This window comes from Actinoallomurus sp. NPDC052274 (genome assembly GCF_040679475.1).
GTDB classification, from domain to species: domain Bacteria; phylum Actinomycetota; class Actinomycetes; order Streptosporangiales; family Streptosporangiaceae; genus Actinoallomurus; species Actinoallomurus liliacearum.
This window is the reverse complement of record NZ_JBFAUT010000052.1, coordinates 1-15909: the sequence shown is the minus strand read 5'-3', so window position 1 is coordinate 15909 and position 15909 is coordinate 1. Positions and strand designations below refer to the sequence as shown.

General features: G+C 69.8%; 18 protein-coding genes and 1 pseudogene. 8 read left to right on the top strand and 11 right to left on the bottom strand.

Annotated elements, in window-relative coordinates:
* Positions 1 to 132: 132 nt before the first annotated feature.
* The 3 genes from AB0K82_RS33265 to AB0K82_RS33255 all read right to left on the bottom strand — a co-directional run bounded on the left by AB0K82_RS33265 (position 133) and on the right by AB0K82_RS33255 (position 4043).
* Complete coding sequence (locus AB0K82_RS33265; RefSeq protein ID WP_364404676.1) at positions 133 to 1743, bottom strand: trypsin-like peptidase domain-containing protein; 1611 nt, start codon at positions 1741 to 1743, stop codon at positions 133 to 135.
* A 129-nt stretch (positions 1744 to 1872) separates the two neighbouring features.
* Positions 1873 to 3348 (bottom strand): HAMP domain-containing sensor histidine kinase, encoded by a 1476-nt coding sequence (locus AB0K82_RS33260; RefSeq protein WP_364404674.1) that lies wholly within the window; start codon positions 3346 to 3348, stop codon positions 1873 to 1875.
* Positions 3348 to 4043 carry a response regulator transcription factor gene (locus tag AB0K82_RS33255; protein ID WP_345354458.1) on the bottom strand — a complete coding sequence of 232 codons (696 nt, stop codon included), beginning with the start codon at positions 4041 to 4043 and terminating at the stop codon, positions 3348 to 3350. Before AB0K82_RS33255 ends, AB0K82_RS33260 begins: the two co-directional genes overlap by 1 nt.
* 186 nt (positions 4044 to 4229) lie before the next feature.
* Here AB0K82_RS33255 and AB0K82_RS33250 point away from each other — a divergent pair, with 186 nt between their 5' ends.
* The gene (locus tag AB0K82_RS33250) at positions 4230 to 5027 is read left to right on the top strand and encodes a phosphatase PAP2 family protein (protein WP_364404672.1); all 798 of its coding nucleotides are present in this window, start codon (positions 4230 to 4232) and stop codon (positions 5025 to 5027) included.
* A gap of 191 nt (positions 5028 to 5218) precedes the next feature.
* Here AB0K82_RS33250 and AB0K82_RS33245 read toward each other — a convergent pair whose 3' ends face one another.
* Both AB0K82_RS33245 and mca read right to left on the bottom strand, forming a co-directional pair.
* Positions 5219 to 5437, bottom strand: coding sequence for a hypothetical protein (locus AB0K82_RS33245; protein ID WP_364404670.1), 219 nt, complete (start codon positions 5435 to 5437; stop codon positions 5219 to 5221).
* Entirely contained in the window at positions 5434 to 6291 is an 858-nt protein-coding gene (gene mca / locus AB0K82_RS33240; RefSeq protein ID WP_364404769.1) for a mycothiol conjugate amidase Mca, read from the bottom strand. Before mca ends, AB0K82_RS33245 begins: the two co-directional genes overlap by 4 nt.
* Positions 6292 to 6545: 254 nt before the next feature.
* Here mca and AB0K82_RS33235 point away from each other — a divergent pair, with 254 nt between their 5' ends.
* Positions 6546 to 6968, top strand: coding sequence for a DUF4307 domain-containing protein (locus tag AB0K82_RS33235; protein ID WP_364404668.1), 423 nt, complete (start codon positions 6546 to 6548; stop codon positions 6966 to 6968).
* 133 nt (positions 6969 to 7101) lie between these two features.
* Positions 7102 to 7602, top strand: a complete 501-nt coding sequence (greA, locus tag AB0K82_RS33230; protein WP_345354465.1) for a transcription elongation factor GreA — start codon at positions 7102 to 7104, stop codon at positions 7600 to 7602.
* A 141-nt stretch (positions 7603 to 7743) separates the two neighbouring features.
* Here the strand turns inward: greA and AB0K82_RS33225 are convergent, their stop codons facing one another.
* Entirely contained in the window at positions 7744 to 8211 is a 468-nt protein-coding gene (locus AB0K82_RS33225) for an Lrp/AsnC family transcriptional regulator (RefSeq protein ID WP_345354467.1), read from the bottom strand.
* A 159-nt stretch (positions 8212 to 8370) separates the two neighbouring features.
* On the opposite strand from AB0K82_RS33225, the gene hppD reads away from it, so the two are divergent.
* The 3 genes from hppD to AB0K82_RS33210 all read left to right on the top strand — a co-directional run bounded on the left by hppD (position 8371) and on the right by AB0K82_RS33210 (position 12613).
* Positions 8371 to 9516, top strand: a complete 1146-nt coding sequence (gene hppD / locus AB0K82_RS33220; protein ID WP_364404666.1) for a 4-hydroxyphenylpyruvate dioxygenase — start codon at positions 8371 to 8373, stop codon at positions 9514 to 9516.
* A 156-nt stretch (positions 9517 to 9672) separates the two neighbouring features.
* Positions 9673 to 11097, top strand: a complete 1425-nt coding sequence (locus AB0K82_RS33215; RefSeq protein ID WP_364404664.1) for a M1 family metallopeptidase — start codon at positions 9673 to 9675, stop codon at positions 11095 to 11097.
* Positions 11098 to 11194: 97 nt separating this feature from the next.
* Positions 11195 to 12613 (top strand): M1 family metallopeptidase, encoded by a 1419-nt coding sequence (locus AB0K82_RS33210; RefSeq protein WP_364404662.1) that lies wholly within the window; start codon positions 11195 to 11197, stop codon positions 12611 to 12613.
* A 64-nt stretch (positions 12614 to 12677) separates the two neighbouring features.
* On the opposite strand, the gene AB0K82_RS33205 is transcribed toward AB0K82_RS33210, so the two are convergent.
* From AB0K82_RS33205 to AB0K82_RS33185, 5 genes and pseudogenes are all read right to left on the bottom strand, one after another.
* A complete protein-coding gene (locus tag AB0K82_RS33205) occupies positions 12678 to 13424 on the bottom strand; it encodes an SDR family oxidoreductase (RefSeq protein ID WP_364404660.1) in 747 nt (248 codons plus the stop codon).
* 34 nt (positions 13425 to 13458) lie between these two features.
* Positions 13459 to 14634 (bottom strand): NADH:flavin oxidoreductase, encoded by a 1176-nt coding sequence (locus AB0K82_RS33200; RefSeq protein ID WP_364404658.1) that lies wholly within the window; start codon positions 14632 to 14634, stop codon positions 13459 to 13461.
* A gap of 125 nt (positions 14635 to 14759) precedes the next feature.
* On the bottom strand, positions 14760 to 14852 hold the full coding sequence (locus tag AB0K82_RS33195; protein ID WP_364404656.1) for a DUF397 domain-containing protein: 93 nt from the start codon (positions 14850 to 14852) through the stop codon (positions 14760 to 14762).
* A gap of 4 nt (positions 14853 to 14856) precedes the next feature.
* Complete coding sequence (locus tag AB0K82_RS33190) at positions 14857 to 14949, bottom strand: DUF397 domain-containing protein (protein ID WP_364404654.1); 93 nt, start codon at positions 14947 to 14949, stop codon at positions 14857 to 14859.
* Positions 14940 to 15170, bottom strand: a pseudogene (locus AB0K82_RS33185) (Scr1 family TA system antitoxin-like transcriptional regulator); the annotation flags it as partial. The pseudogene AB0K82_RS33185 and the gene AB0K82_RS33190, both read right to left, overlap by 10 nt.
* A 38-nt stretch (positions 15171 to 15208) precedes the next feature.
* On the opposite strand from AB0K82_RS33185, the gene AB0K82_RS33180 reads away from it, so the two are divergent.
* Both AB0K82_RS33180 and AB0K82_RS33175 read left to right on the top strand, forming a co-directional pair.
* Positions 15209 to 15577: an ATP-binding protein gene (locus AB0K82_RS33180; RefSeq protein ID WP_364404768.1), complete on the top strand. Its 369-nt coding sequence runs from the start codon at positions 15209 to 15211 to the stop codon at positions 15575 to 15577.
* A complete protein-coding gene (locus AB0K82_RS33175) occupies positions 15574 to 15861 on the top strand; it encodes a hypothetical protein (RefSeq protein WP_364404652.1) in 288 nt (95 codons plus the stop codon). The genes AB0K82_RS33180 and AB0K82_RS33175 overlap by 4 nt, the downstream gene beginning before the upstream one ends.
* Positions 15862 to 15909 lie beyond the last annotated feature (48 nt).

Sequence of the window (15909 nt, the reverse complement as noted above, 5' to 3'; positions counted from 1 at the left end):
CGCCTCCTCCGGCGGCTCACGGCGGGTCGGGCGGCGCCAAGACGCAAACGGCCCGGCCGAGACGGTCCCTCGTTCGGGACCGCTCCGCCGGGCCGCCTGGCTGGTTCCCCCGCCGGGACCTCGTCGCTCGGGTCAGCTGCCCGAGTTGGAAGCGAGCGTCACGCTCACCGTGTGCTTGCTGCCGCCCCGCAGGTAGGTCAGCGAGATCTTGTCGCCGGGCTGGTGGCCGCGGATCGCCGCGGACAGGGTCTGGGAGTCCCCGATGGTCTTGCCGTCGATCTGGGTGACGATGTCACCCTCCTGCAGTCCGGCCGCGGCCGCCGGGGTGCCCTTCTGCACGCCCGCGACGAGCGCGCCCTGCTGGTCGCCGGCCGCGTCGGACAGCGAGACGCCGAGGTAGGCGTGCGTGGCCTTGCCGGACTTGATGAGCTGGTCGGCGACCTGCTTGGCGGTGTCGATCGGGATCGCGAACCCGACGCCGATGTTGCCGTTGCTGCCGCCGGACGTGGCGATCGCGGTGTTGATGCCGATGACCTGGCCGGAGGCGTTCACCAGCGGACCACCGGAGTTGCCCGGGTTGATCGCCGCGTCGGTCTGGATCGCGTCGCCGATCGTCGCTCCCGAGCTGCTCTGCCGCTGCCCGCCCTGCTGGCCCCAGCCGGGGAAGCCGGGCTGCTGTTGCTGCTGGTCGTCGCCCTCGTTCAGGGTGCGGTGCAGTGCGCTGACGATGCCGGAGGTCACCGATCCCTCCAGGCCGAGCGGGCTGCCGATCGCCACGACCGGGTCGCCGACCTGGAGCCGGTCGCTGTTGCCGAGCGTCGCGGGCTTGAGCCCGGAGACCCCGGATGCCTTGATCACGGCCAGGTCCGTGGACGGGTCGGTGCCGAGCACGGTGGCCGAGGCCTTCTTCCCGTCGCTGAAGTTCACCGTCATCTGACCACCCTGGGTGGCGTCGGACACGACGTGGTTGTTGGTCAGGATGACGCCGTCGGAGCGCAGGATGATGCCGGAGCCCTCGCCCTCGCCGGTCTGGGTGGTCACCGTGATCGACACGACGCTCGGCTGCACCGCCTGGGCGATGGCCGCGATGCCGGTGACGCTCTTGTTGGACGCCCCCTGCACGGCGGTCGGGCTGGCGTACACGGTCCGGCCGTGGTCGACCAGCGCCGCGACGGCGCCTCCGGCGAGTCCTCCGGCGAGGACCAGGGCCAGGGCGATGCCGCTGGCGGCCACCTTGCGCCGCGCCGTCAGCCGGCCGGCGGGATGCTGCTGCGTCTGGGCGGGGTACGCGTACGGGCCCGGCTGCGCGCCGTACGGCGATCCGTACGCTCCGGGTCCCTGCGGAGGCTGCTGGCCCGGCATGCCGTACGCCGCGGCGCCGGCACCGTGCTCGGCCTGCGCTCCGTACGCCGCGGCGCCCGCGCCGTGCGGCTGCTCGGCGTGCACTCCGTAGGCCGCCGCCTCCGGTCGCGCGCCGTACGACTGCTCGTCCTGACCGCCCTGCGGCGCCTGCGGGCCGTGCGCCGGCGGCTCGGCCGGTGTCTCGGCGGCCGCCGGCGGCACCGGGTTCAGCGGTCCGGTCCGCTCCTCGGACGGCTGCGGCTCGGACGGCGGCCAGGAGCGCACGTCGTCGGGCTGCGCTTCGGTTGTGGACGAGGAACCCGTCTGTGACTCCACGGACGGGTTCGTCCCGGGCTGCGACTCCTCGGGACGCTCGTCCGCGGGCCGGTCGTGGGTTTCCATGGCTTCGTCCCCCAAAGTCGGTACTTTGTCTGACACTTCGAGGATGTCCACCGCGTCTTGAACGAGGCTGAGCCCAACCTGAGAATTGGCGCAATAAGGCCCTGGTAAAAGCCGAAGACCGGACGCGCCCTACGCGGAGACCGTCTCCGCGGGGTCCGCCTCGACCGCGTCCGGGTCGAGCGGGAGGGTGATGATGAAGGTGGCGCCGTCGCCCGGTGCCGTCTCGACCTCGACCGTGCCGCCGTGCGCGTGCACGAGGCCGGCGACGATCGCCAGGCCGAGGCCGGTGCCGCCGCGGCCGCGGGCGGGATCGGCCCGGTAGAACCGCTCGAACACCCGCTCCGCCTGCTCCCGTGGCATGCCCGGCCCCTGGTCGGCGACCTCCAGCACGGCCGCCGGGGAGTCGCCCAGCCGTCCGGAGTGCACCGTCACCTCGACCGGCGTACCGGCCGGGGTGTGCTGCAGCGCGTTGGTCAGCAGATTGCGGATGACCTGCCGCAGCCGGAGCTCGTCCCCGGTCACGATGAACGCCGAGCCGCTGCGCACGGACAGGGTGATCTTCCGCTCCCCGTCGAGGACGCGGGCGTCGTGCACGGCCTCGGCGGCCAGGGCGAGCAGGTCGACGGGGTGCATGGCGAGGGGACGCTGCTGGTCGAGCCGGGCCAGGAGCAGCAGGTCGTCCACGAGCGCGCCCATCCGGACCGCCTCGTCCTCGACCCGGACGATGAGCCGGTCCAGCTCCGCGCGGTCGACGTCCTCGCGCTGCCGGTAGTACTCCGCGAACCCCCGAATGACGCTCAGCGGCGTGCGCAGTTCGTGGCTGGCGTCGGCGACGAAGCGGCGCATGCGCTCCTCGGACTCGCGGGCGGTCGCCTCCGACCGCGCCTGCGCGTGGAAGGCCGTCTCGATCTGGGCGAGCATGCCGTTGAGCGCGTCGCCCAGGCGGCCGACCTCCGTTCGCGGGTCGGCGTCGGGGACCCGGCGTGACAGGTCGCCGGTCGCGATCGCGGCCGCCGTGTGCTCGATGTCCTCGAGGGAGCGGAGGCTGGCGCGCACGATCGCGATGCCGAGCCCGGCGATGAGGACGACGACGACGCTGCCGACGACCAGCTCGACGCCCACGAACCTGCGCACCGTGCGCCCGGCCTCGGTCATGTCGATGGCCACGACGATGTAGCCGGTCCCGGCCGGCTCGACGCGCACCCGCCAGCGGATGTCCCCGGACTCCGCCCCGACGGTGAACGGCTTGTCGGTGTGCTCGTCGAGCCAGGCCGAGTCCTCCGGGACCGCGGGGTTCGGCTGGACGACCCCCCAGGGCGACACGGACGTGCTCTTGGCCACCTTGCCGTCGGCGTCGCGAATCTGGACGATGGACCCGCCGCCCTGCCCCGGCAGCGGCTTGCCCGGCTGGCTCAGGGAGCGTTCGGCCCGGTGGAGCAGGTCCTGCAGTTGCAGGTCGGTGCGGCCCAGCAGGTAGTCGCGCATCACCGAGACGCTCGCGACGCCGACCACCATGAGGGCCAGGATCACGAGGGTGACGACCGCGGCGATGAGCTTGATCCGCAACGGGGTCCGGGCGGACAGGCTCCGCGCCCAGGCGGCCATCAGCGCTCCGGCGGCAGGCGCAGCACGTAACCGACCCCGCGCAGCGTGTGGATCAGCCGGGGGCCGAGCTTGTCGAGCTTGCGGCGCAGCACCGAGACGTAGGACTCGACGATGCCGGTGTCACCGCGGAAGTCGTAGTCCCAGACGTGGTCGAGGATCTGCGCCTTGGACAGCACACGGTTGGCGTTGGTCATGAAGTAGCGCAGCAGCTTGAACTCGGTCGGCGACAACTGGATCGGCTTGCCCGACCGCCAGACCTCGTGGCTCTCCTCGTCCAGCTCGAGGTCGGCGAAACTGAGGCGCGGCGGCGGCTCGGCGGGACCGCCCTGGGCGCGGCGCAGCACGGCGCGGATGCGGGCGATGACCTCCTCGAGGCTGAACGGCTTGGTGACGTAGTCGTCCCCGCCGAGCGTCAGCCCGCGGATCTTGTCCTGCGTGGCGTCCCGCGCGGTGAGGAACAGCACCGGGATGTGGGCCCCGCCGCCGCGCAGCCGGCGGATGACGTCGAAGCCGTCCATGTCGGGCAGCATGACGTCCAGCACGATCAGGTCGGGTCGACGCTGCAGCGCGACCTGGACGGCCTCGGTGCCGCCGGTCGCCGTCGCCACCTCGAATCCCGCGTACCGCAGGCTGCCGGACAGCAGCTCGAGGATGTTGGGCTCGTCTTCGACCACGAGAAGTCGCGCTTCAGTCACCCCTCCATAGTGACCTGCTGAGTTGAGTGCTACCTGAAAGCGTCCTGAGAGCCCGCTCGGGAGACGCACCGGAGGCCCTGGGCGTCGGGAATGAACCAGGTAGATGTACGTTACACATAACACCGGTGCAGGAGGGTACGGACAGACCTCGAACAGAGGCACGACGGCGGAGGGGGTCCCGCGTTGGTGACCAAAGTTCCCCGGGCGTACACGGCACCGCCCCCGGCACTTCCCACGATCTCGACACGCCCCCGCAACCGATGGTGGGGCGAGGTACTGCTGCTCTTCGTCGTGTACCTGATGTACGACGGCGTGCGGATGCTGGTGGCGGCGGGCCACGGGCAGGCGTTCGCCGACGCGCATCACGTGCTCGGCCTGGAGCGGGCGCTGCACCTCGCCCACGAGCGGGCCGTCAACCACGCCGTCTCCCGCCTGCCGGTCCTCGGGATCACGATGTCGTACGCCTACGCGACCCTGCACTACGTGGTCACGCCGGTCGTGCTGGTGTGGCTGTGGAAGCGGCGCCCCTGGCAGTACGCGCGGGCCCGTACGACGCTGGTCGCCGCCACCCTGCTCGGGCTGGTGGGCTTCTCGTTGTTCCCGACGGCCCCGCCGCGGATGCTGCCGGGCTTCGTCGACACGCTCGCGAAGTACCACGAATGGGGCTGGTGGTCCGGGGACGCCAGCGCGCCCAAGGGCCTCGGCGGTCTGACCAACGAGTTCGCGGCGATGCCGTCCCTGCATGTGGGCTGGGCGGCCTGGTGCGGCTGGCAGGTCGCGCGCAACACCACCCGCCGCCTGCTGCGGATCCTGGCCGTGGCCTATCCGATCGCCATCTTCGCGGTCGTCATCGGGACCGCCAACCACTACATCGCCGACGCTGTCGCCGGACTGGCCGTGATCGTCGTCGGAGCCGGACTGGCCGGCGCGGCCGACCGGCTCCGGGGCCGATCCCCGGTCCAACGGGTGCCCGCCTCGGCCTGAAGCGACACCCCCGCCCGGCCCGACGCCGCGACTCGACCCGAGGCGCACCTGGCCTGACGCCGCGACTCGACCCGAGGCGCACCTGCGTGGTCCGACGCCGCGGCCTCACCCGGCGCACCGGCCCGGCGCGATACACCGGCCCTCGTCACACCGAGGGCCGGTACTCCGGGCGGGAGGTCCTCCGGGGGGCGTCAGGCCTTGCGCTCGTCCGCGTCGGACGGGACGCTCTTCTTCTGCCGACGCTCCCAGTCGGCCTGCCGCAACTCGTCCTCGCTGGGCGCCTCGATCCTCCGGATGTGCCGGTTCATCGAACGGATCAGGAAGAAGAGCGTCAGGCCCAGCGCGGCGACGATGAAGAAGGCCACCACCCCGGGGGTGACCTGGTCTTCGTTGACCGCGAGATACATCATGACAGGCACACCTTCTCCCGGACGCCGGCGAACAGGTCGTCCTCCGGCAGCTCCGTGTCGACCAGGGAACGCGCCAAATGGTAGTCCTCGGTCGGCCATGCCTCGCGCTTGATCTCCGTCGGGCAGGCGAAGAACGGCCCGTTCGGGTCGATCTGCGTGGCGTGCGCGAGGAGCGCCTGGTCACGGACCTCGAAGTAGTCGGCGCACGGCACGCGGGTGGTGATCTCCCACTGGAGCGGGCGGTCCTCCCAGCGCTGGAGCATCTCGGCGTAGGGCGACTCGAGCCCGGCCTTGATCATCGCCGTGTGCTCCGCCTGGAACCGCTCCTGGTGGAAGGTCAGGTGGTAGTAGAGCTTGAGCGGCTGCCACGGCTCGCCGGTGCCGGGGTACCGGTCGGGGTCACCCGCCGCGTCGAACGCCTCCACCGACACCTTGTGACACATGATGTGGTCGGGGTGGGGATAGCCGCCGTTGTCGTCGTACGTCAGGATCACGTGCGGCCGGAACTCCCGGACCGCCCGGACCAGCGGCTCGCTCGCGACCTCGATCGGCTGCAGGGCGAAGCAGCCCTCCGGCAGCGGCGGCAGCGGGTCGCCCTCGGGCAGCCCCGAGTCGACGAAGCCCAGCCACTGCTGCTCCACGCCCAGGATCTCCCGGGCCTTGGCCATCTCCTCCATGCGCACCGCCGCGAGGTTGGCCTTGATCTCCGGCTTCTCCATCGCGGGGTTGAGGATGTCCCCGCGCTCGCCGCCGGTGCAGGTGACGACCAGCACCTCGACGCCCTCGGCGGCGTAGCGCGCCATCGTGGCGGCGCCCTTACTGGACTCGTCGTCCGGGTGAGCGTGGACGGCCATCAGGCGCAACGGCTCCGTACCGGTCGATCTCTCGGACAACGTAGGCTCCCCGTCAGCGTAAGGTCGTAGTCGTCGCGCGGGTGGCCCCGGTCATCGAAGGCCGCTCCCGCCAGGTGGATTCTTCCGGAGAACACCGGCCCCCCGCACGAAGATTCCCGGGCGGGGCCACGGTAACGAGCCCCACCGACATTTCGAGGGAGGGATGCGGTGTTCGACCTCGGCGCGAACCCCGAGGCGGCCACGCCGCGACGCCGATGAGCACGCCCGACACCGCCCGCACGGGCGACCCCGACACCGCCGGAACGGGCGACCCCGCCGCCGGCCCGGGCGCCCACAAGGGCAACAAGGTGGCCTACGCGGTCATCGGCCTCCTGGTGGCGGTCTGCGCCGTGGGCTGGGCGATCATCGTGGGCTTCTCGGAGGGCAGGCCGGGGATCACCCCGGAGGTCATCTCCTTCCAGCTGGCGGATCACTCGGTGCGGGTGCACTACCAGATCAGCAAGCCGAAGGGCGACGACGTGCGCTGCGCCCTGGTCGCGTACGCCACCGACCACTCCGAGCTCGGCCGGGCCGAGGTGACCGTTCCGCCCGGTACCGGCAGTGTGGAGAGGCATCAGGAGCTGCCGACTTCCTCACGGGCCACATCGGTGACCGTCAACGACTGCCGCGTAGGTTAAAAAGGGCTCCCCACTGGGGAACAAACATGAACGTCATAACGGCATAAAGCTCTCGACGCTCGGCTACTTCACGTTCAAGTGCCGGTAGCCTAGAGAGTTCAACGGCCGCACATCCTGTGGATGAGGAGTACCCGTGACCGAGACCCGCGATGAGAACGTCACCTGGCTGACCCAGGAGGCGTACGACCGGCTCAAGGCAGAGCTGGACTACCTCACGGGTGAGGGCCGGATCGCGATCGCGCAGAAGATCGAGGCCGCCCGCGAGGAAGGGGACCTGCGGGAGAACGGTGGATACCACGCGGCCAAGGAGGAGCAGGGCAAGCAGGAGGGCCGTGTCCTCCAGCTTCAGCAGATCCTGCAGAACGCCCGCGTGGGTGAGGCACCGCGCACCGAAGGCGTGGTGGGCCCCGGCATGACGGTGACCGTGCAGTTCGTCGGTGATGACGAGGAGGTCACGTTCCTGCTGGCCTCCCGGGAGGAGAGCGGCGCACCGATCGACGTCTACTCCCCCAAGTCCCCGCTCGGTGCCGCGATCAACGGCAAGAAGGTCGGCGAGAAGGCCAAGTACAACCTGCCGAACGGCCGGAGCATGGAGGTCGAGATCCTCGATGCCACGCCGTACGTCGGCGGCTGAGGCCCCCGTTCTCCCGACGGCCGGTCGCCCGCCCGGCGACACCGGCCGAAATCCCGGATCGATCCCGCAACGTCGAGACGATCGGACCTGACGCGCGTCATCGCCCGTACGCCGGCGGCGTACGGGCGATGACGCGTGCGGTCACGGCCGGGTGGCGGCCCGTACGAGGGGCAGCGTCCGCTGCGGCACCGGCGTGGCCAGCGCGATGACGGTGGAGGTCCGCTGGACCCCTTCCACGTCGACGATCAGGTCGATGACGCGCTGGAGATCCTGGTTGCCCCGCCCGACGATGCGGCACAGCATGTCGCCGCCACCGGTGATCGTGTGCACCTCGATGACCTCGGGGATGGCCGCCAGCCGCGCGGCGACGGGATCATGCCCGCCCACCTGCCGGATCTCCAGGGTGACGAACGCGGTCACCTGGTAGCCCAGCGCGGCCGGGTCGACGTCCGGCCCGAACCCGCGGATGACCCCGCGCTCCTGCAGCCGGTCCAGCCTCGCCTGCACGGTGCCGCGCGCCACGCCCAGTCGGCGGGAGCACTCCAGGACGCCGATGCGCGGCTCGGCGGTCAGCAGCCCGATCAACCGGGCGTCGAGGTCGTCGATCATCTCGCCTCACGGATTTCCTGGGCAGGGTGTACAGATCTCCCAACCTTCGCCTGACTGCACTGTACAAGTTGTGCAGCGAACCTGTCGGGCCTTGCGCACTCTGTACCTGGCGATCGACATTGTGGGGGAACCTCGCCCACCGCAGTGCAGGGAGTAGCCATGACTGAGGTAACCGAGCGGCAGGAACTCGCGTCGCGCCCGCGCCGGGAGGACCCGTTCCCCGTCAAGGGCATGGACGCCGTCGTCTTCGCCGTGGGCAACGCCCGCCAGGCGGCGCACTACTACTCGACCGCGTTCGGGATGCGCTGCGTCGCGTACAAGGGGCCGGAGACCGGAAGCCGGGACGAGGTCGCGTACGTGCTGGAGTCCGGTGGCGCGCGGTTCGTGCTGAAGGGCGCCGTCCGCGCCGGCACCGACCTCGGCCGGCACGTCGCCGAGCACGGGGACGGAGCGATCGACCTGGCCATCGAGGTGCCGGACGCGGAGGCGGCGTACCGGCACGCGATCTCCCAGGGCGCGACGAGCGTCGAGGCCCCGCACGTCCTGGAGGACGAGCACGGCAAGGTCGTGGTCGCGGCCATCGCCGCCTACGGCGAGACCCGGCACTCGCTGGTGGAGCGGACGGACTACTCCGGTCCGTACCTGCCGGGGTACGTCGCCGCCGACCCGATCGTGGCGCCGCCCGCCAAGAGGTACTTCCAGGCGATCGACCACTGCGTCGGCAATGTCGAGCTCGGCAGGATGGACGAGTGGGTGGAGTTCTACCAGCGTGTCATGGGCTTCACCAACATGAAGGAGTTCGTCGGCGATGACATCGCCACCGAGTACTCGGCGCTGATGTCGAAGGTCGTGGCCGACGGCGGCAGAAAGGTGAAGTTCCCGCTCAACGAGCCGGCGATCGCCAAGAAGAAGTCCCAGATCGACGAGTACCTGGAGTTCTATGGTGGCGCGGGCATGCAGCACATCGCGCTGGCCACCAACGACATCCTGCGCACCGTGGACGCGATGCGCGCGGCGGGCGTGGAGTTCCTGGACACGCCGGACTCCTACTACGAGGACCCGGCGCTGCGGGAGCGCATCGGTGACGTCCGGGCGCCGATCGAGGAGCTGCAGAAACGGCGGATCCTGGTGGACCGCGACGAGGACGGTTACCTGTTGCAGATCTTCACCAAGCCCGTGCAGGACCGGCCCACGGTCTTCTTCGAGCTGATCGAACGGCACGGCTCGCTCGGTTTCGGCAAGGGCAACTTCAAGGCCCTTTTCGAGGCGATCGAGCGCGAGCAGGAACGGCGCGGGAATCTGTAGTCGACGATCTCCGGAGAAGGGGGAGATTTCCGGCAAGGGGCGCGCAAAAACTTCTTTGCGAAGGCGCGGCGACCGGTCCGGTTCCGCCGTTTCGCGGGCCGGATCGGGCAAAACGGCGAGTTCGCTTTATCGGCGTTTTGCGGCGAGGCTGGGGCGGTGAGCCTTCCCTCTTCCCGGATCACCGTGAGCGCGCTGCTGGTCGGCGCGCTCACCGCCTGCTCGCCCCACGGCGGCCCCGCCCGGTCATCGGCGGCGGCCTCGGCGCCGCCCGCCGTCGGTGCCACGAGCGCCGGAGACTCCTACGTCCCCGGTGACGGCAACGGCGGCTACGACGTCCAGCACTATGCCCTGGACCTGCGGATCACGCCCAAGGGGACGCCCGAACTGGCCGGCACCGCGACCGTCACCGCGGTCGCGACCAGCCCGCTGAGCCGCTTCGACCTGGACCTCACCGGACTGACCGTCTCCGAGGTCACGGTCGACGGCCGGACCGCCTCCTACTCCCGTACCGGCAGCGAACTCGCCGTCACCCCGGCCACGCCGATCGCCCGGGGCGGGCGGTTCGCCGTCCGGATCCGCTACTCCGGGACCCCCCGGCAGATCGACGACCCGGCGCTGGGCCGGTACGGCTGGATCAGCACCTCGGACGGGGTCTTCACCGGCGACGAGCCGAGCGGGGCGCACACGTGGTTCCCCTCGAACGACCACCCGGCGGACAAGGCGAGTTTCGACTTCCGGCTCACCGTGCCGCGCGGCCTCACCGCGATCGCCAACGGGATCCAGACCAAGGCCGCCACCAGCGGGAACTCGACGACCTACACCTGGCGCGAGGACGCCCCGATGGCGACCTACCTGGCGATGGTGGACGTCGGGCGGTTCAAGGTCCGCACCGGCCGTACGCCCGGCGGTGTCCCCGTGTACGCGGCGGTCGACCCGGCCGTCACGACCACCACGGCGGACAAGCTGTACGCCACGACCGCACAGGTCGTGAACGCGTGGTCGAAGCTGTTCGGGCCGTACCCGTTCGCGTCGGCCGGCGGCGTCATCGACGACCTCCGGGTCGGGTTCGCGCTCGAGACGCAGACCAAGCCGGAGTACAACCCGACGATGGGCGCCGACCCGACCACGATCGCGCACGAGCTGGCGCACCAGTGGTTCGGCGACAGCGTCACGATCACCCGCTGGAGCGACATCTGGCTCAACGAGGGCTTCGCGACGTACGCCGAGTGGCTGTGGGGTGAGCGGACCGGCACCGGTCCGTCCGTGCAGACGCAGTTCGACCAGCGGTACCGCCAGGTCGACAGCCCGGACCTGTGGTCGGTGCCCACGGCCGCGCCGGGCCGGTCGCAGTTGTTCGGCCGCGCGGTGTACGAGCGCGGCGGGATGACCCTGCACGCGCTGCGGCAGAAGGTGGGGGACGCGAAGTTCTTCGCGATCCTGCGGGCGTGGACCAGCGAGCACCGCCACGGGAACGCCACGACGGCGCAGTTCATCGCGCTCGCCGAAAAGGTCTCCGGCAGGGATCTCGGCAGGTTCTTCCAGGTGTGGCTGTACGGAAAGACGCGCCCGACCTCGTGGTGAGCACGAGTGGAACCTTGTGATCGGCGAGGACAGAGAGCATGCTGTGTCCCGCGTGACACCTGAGGCGTCGCGCCCTCGAAGACAACTGGAGAGGTGCATGGCAAGGCTTACCCCACGAGCTCTGTCGATCGCCGCCATCGTGGCGGCTGCCGGACTGCTCACCCCCCTTTCCGCCGCACAGGCCAAGACGGGATTCACCCCCGGCGCGCCCGGCGCCGGTGACCCCTACTTCCCCGACATGGGCAACGGCGGCTACGACGCCCGGCACTACAGCCTGTCGCTCTCGTACGACGCCGGCACCAAGGCGATCGACGCGCAGGCCACGATCTCCGCGACCGCGACGCAGAACCTCTCCCGGTTCGACCTGGACTTCCTCGGCCCGCTGAAGATCAGCAAGCTCAAGGTCGACGGGCAGCCGGCGAAGTTCGAGCGCACGGGCGCGCAGGAGCTGGTGATCACACCTCCGCACGGCCTGCACAAGGGGCGGTCGTTCACGGTGGACGTCGCCTACTCCGGCGTCCCGCAAATGATCGACGACAAGGCGCTCGGCATCTCCGGCTGGATCCAGACGCACGACGGCGCGGTGGCGCTCTCCCAGCCGTTCGGCTCCGCGACCTGGTACCCGGTCAACGACAGCACCGACGACAAGGCGACGTACGACTTCACCATCACGGTGCCGAAGGGCCTGCAGGCGCTGGCCAACGGCGAGCCGGCCGGCACGCGCACGCACGGGTCGACCACGACGTACCGCTGGGTGGACCGGCAGCCGACCGCGAGCGAGCTCGTCATGGTGGCGATCGGCCACTTCGACGTCAAGGACACCCGTACGCCGAGCGGTCTGCGCAACATCACCGCCGTCGACCCGACCTCGGTTAAGTCGGCCACGGCCGCCGACGACTTCAACCGGGCGACCTCCGACGTCATCGAGTGGGAGCAGAAGCTGTACGGCCGCTACCCGTTCGGCTCGGTCGGCGGCATCAACGTGCTGGCCCCGAACGTCGGCTACTCCCTGGAGACGCAGGGCCGTCCCGTGTACGCGCGGCGGTCGGCCGGGGCGCTCCCGAGCGCGGACCTGCTCGCCCACGAGCTGGGCCACCAGTGGTTCGGCGACGCCGTGACCCCGGCGCAGTGGAAGCACATCTGGCTGAACGAGGGCTTCGCGACCTACTCCGAGTGGCTCTACAGCGAGCAGCACGGTGGTCAGACGGCGCAGCAGTACTTCGACCAGGCGTACAACTCCCCGGACACCGACTGGACCGGCAAGGTCGCCGACCCGGGCCGTGACCACATCTTCGACGACCTGACCTACACGCGGGCCGCGATGACGATCCACCAGCTCCGCAAGGCCGTCGGTGACAAGGTGTTCTTCCAGCTGATCAAGGCGTGGCCGGCCGAGCACCGCTACGGCAACGCCACGACGGCGCAGTTCGTCGCCTTCACCGAGCACTTCACCCACAAGAACCTGGACAAGCTGTTCAAGGCGTGGGTCTACAGCGAGGGCAAGCCCGCCCTGTAGGCAAGAGCTCGAAGACGACCCGGTGACTCGGTGAGTCACCGGGTCGTTCGCTTCGCCGCGTCGGTCAGCCGGCGGCCATGCCGTTGTCGACGCTGAGCACCGCGCCGTGGATCGAGCGTCCTTCATCCGAGGCGACGTAGGCGAACAGCGAGGCGACGTCCTCCGCCTCACCCGCGTTGCGGAGGGGGGCGTACCGCATCAGCAGGTCGACCTCGACGTCGTCGGGGAACTCCCAGCTGTGGATGAGCGGCGTGTCGATCACCCCCGGGGCGATGGCGTTCACGCGGATGCCCCGCTTGATGTACTCCATCGCCAGCGCCTTGGTCATCTGGATCACCGCGCCCTTCGAGGCGCAGTACGCCACCGTGTACGCCTGTCCCACCAGCCCCGCGCTGGAAGCGATGTTGATGATGTTCCCGCCGGTCTCCAGCAGGTGCGGCACCGCGGCCTGGGTGAGGAAGAAGCACGCGTCCACGTTGACGCCCATCAGCCGGCGGTACTGCTCGACGGTCAGCTCGGTGAAGTGGTCGGACCGGGCGACGCCCGCGATGTTGCCGAGCACGTCGATCCGGGAGTGGGTGTCGGCGCACTCCCGGACCACCGCCGCGCAGGCCGCGGGGTCGGAGACGTCGGCCGTGCAGGTGGTGACCGTCCCGTCCGCGAGCGACGCGGTCTCCTTCAGCCGCTCGGCGTCGAGGTCGACGGCGAACACCGTGGCGCCCTCCCCCACCAGGCGGAGTGTGGTGGCGCGACCGATACCGGAGGCCGCCCCGGTGATCAGCGCGACCTTTCCTGCGAAACGCTGCGACATGCGGATCGTCCTTTCCGGGCGGGGCCGCCGGTGTTCAGGCGAGTACGCAGTGGGTGCCGCTGAAGATCGTCGGCATGCACTTGTTGCAGTGGATGCACAGCGACCGGGTTGCGGGGTCCTTCCGGATGCGGTTGACGAGGTCGGGCTCGCGGAGCAGCGCGCGGGCCATGGCGACGAACTGGAAGCCCTCGGCCATCGCGCGGTCCATCGTCGCCCGCTCGGTGATGCCGCCCAGCAGCGCCAAGGGCAGATTCAGGGCGGCGCGGAACTGCCGGGCGCTGTCCAGCAGGAACGCCTCCTGGTAGGGGTAGCTCCGCAGGAAACGCCCGCCGACCAGCGCGATGCCCAGCCGCTGCGGCTGCGGAAACGCCCCGGCGAACTCCCGGAGCGGCGCGTCGCCCCGGAACAGGTACATGGGGTTGAGCAGCGAACTGCCCACCGTCAGCTCCAGCGCGTCGACGCCGCCGTCGCGCTCCAGCCACTGGGCGACCTGCAGGCTCTCGTCCAGCCAGAACCCGCCCGGTACGCCGTCGTCCATGTTGAACTTCGCGAGGATGGCGATCCGGTCCCCGACGGCGTCCCGTACGGCCCGCGCGATGCCGAGCGCCACCTTCGCCCGGCCTTCGAGTGAGCCGCCGTACTCGTCCCGGCGCTTGTTGAGCTTGGGGCTGAGGAACGCACTGGCGAGATAGTTGTGCCCCAGGTGGATCTCGACCGCGTCGAACCCCGCCTCGATCGCCAATAACGCAGCGTCGCCGTACGCCTTGGTGACCCGCTCGATGTCGGCCGGAGTGGCCTTGCGGTTCATCCGCATGCTCTGTGGGTTGAACCCCCCGGACGGAGCCAGCGAGGGGACGCCATTGGACCTGCCGTTCGCCACCGGCCCGGCGTGCCCGAGCTGAGCCGAGATCGCCGCGCCCTCGGCGTGCACCGCGTCGGTCAGCCGCCGCAGACCCGGCAGCGCCTCCGGACGCATCCAGATCTGATGCCGCTCGGTACGCCCCTCCGGCGCCACCGCGCAGTACGCCACCGTCGTCATGCCGACCCCGCCCGCCGCATGCCGCCGATGGAACTCGATGAGCTGATCGGTGACCACCGCGCCCTTCGTCATCCCCTCGAACGTCGCCGCCTTGATGACCCGATTACGAAGAGTCAACGGCCCGAGCCGCGCCGGCTCGAACACGTCCGGGGCCCCGGATCCCTGATCCATATGCCTGCCTCCTGTCGCCCCGAAGATGAAGATGCGTAACGGAAAACGGCCTCCGCCGCGACGCGGAGACCGTCTCCCTTCTCAGCAACGCGTTCGCGAGTCCATCCGGGGCCACCGCCGCCTGATCATTCGCCGTCGAGCACGGTCACCTCGACGCAGTCGCCGCCGTTGTCACTGCTGCGCTTCGACTTCCGCCACTGCACGTCCGTAAGGCTCATCTGATCACTCGCCGTCGATCAGCTTCACCTCGACGCAGTTTCCGCCGTTGTCACTGCTGCGCTTAGACTTCCGCCACTGCGCCTCGTTCACGTCCATCTCTCTTCCGCCGTTCTCCTGATGAGGTCCAACGACTCTCGCTGGGAAAGGGCATGGGTGCGGATCGTCTCCCACACATCCTCTAAGGCGGCTATGTCCTCGTGGTTGCCGGTGACGATCCCGCGAACGGCCGTGTCTATATAACCCACCTCACTACCGTCGATCGTCCCGATTGTAAAGGCCCTCGACAGTCTCGGGCTGGCGTCCGAGGGGACGATCTGTACAGCGACGTGCTACGGAGCCGGACAGCGTCCGGACCCTGACGATCACAGGTGACCCCAAAGAGGCCAAGCGGGCCCGTGCATTCGCGCGCACAACTTTGGATGGGCTCGGCTGTAGCCCCAGCACGATCGACGACGGAGAGTTGATCGTCTCCGAACTGGCCACGAACGCGATCGCTGCGGCCCCCGGGAAACAGATCGACATATCGATCTTCCCGATCAAGGACCTTATCGCCATCTACGTCTACGACCCCGCGAACGAGCTACCCCGACGACAGCGCCCGACCCCGGCCGGCGAGAAAGGACGCGGCCTCGCGATAGTCAGGAGCTACTCGCAACGACACGGAATCTCCCCGAGCGCTTCGGGAGGGAAGGTCGTCTGGGCAATGGTGCGGAGGTTCTCGTGATCGACGACACTCTCACCATCGAGCACATCAAGGCCCGCTTCTCCGAATGGATAATCGCGTACGACCCGTCGATGCGCTCTTACTGGCTCCTGCACTGGCGCTACCTGGAGCTCGGGTGGTGCCGGGTCGACTCGATGCTCCGCATCGAGGCCGTGATCCTCGACATCCAACGAAGGTACGTCCCGTATGTCCGCGCTTGGGAGACGACTCAAGGCGTTGCGCTGGTATCCGCTGCGTCTAGACGAGTAGTTCCGATGTGGTCAGTGATCGAAGGCGGTCAGTGATCTGGTGACTGGTGCGCCGGTGTGGTGGTTGTGCCAGATCGCGGTGGC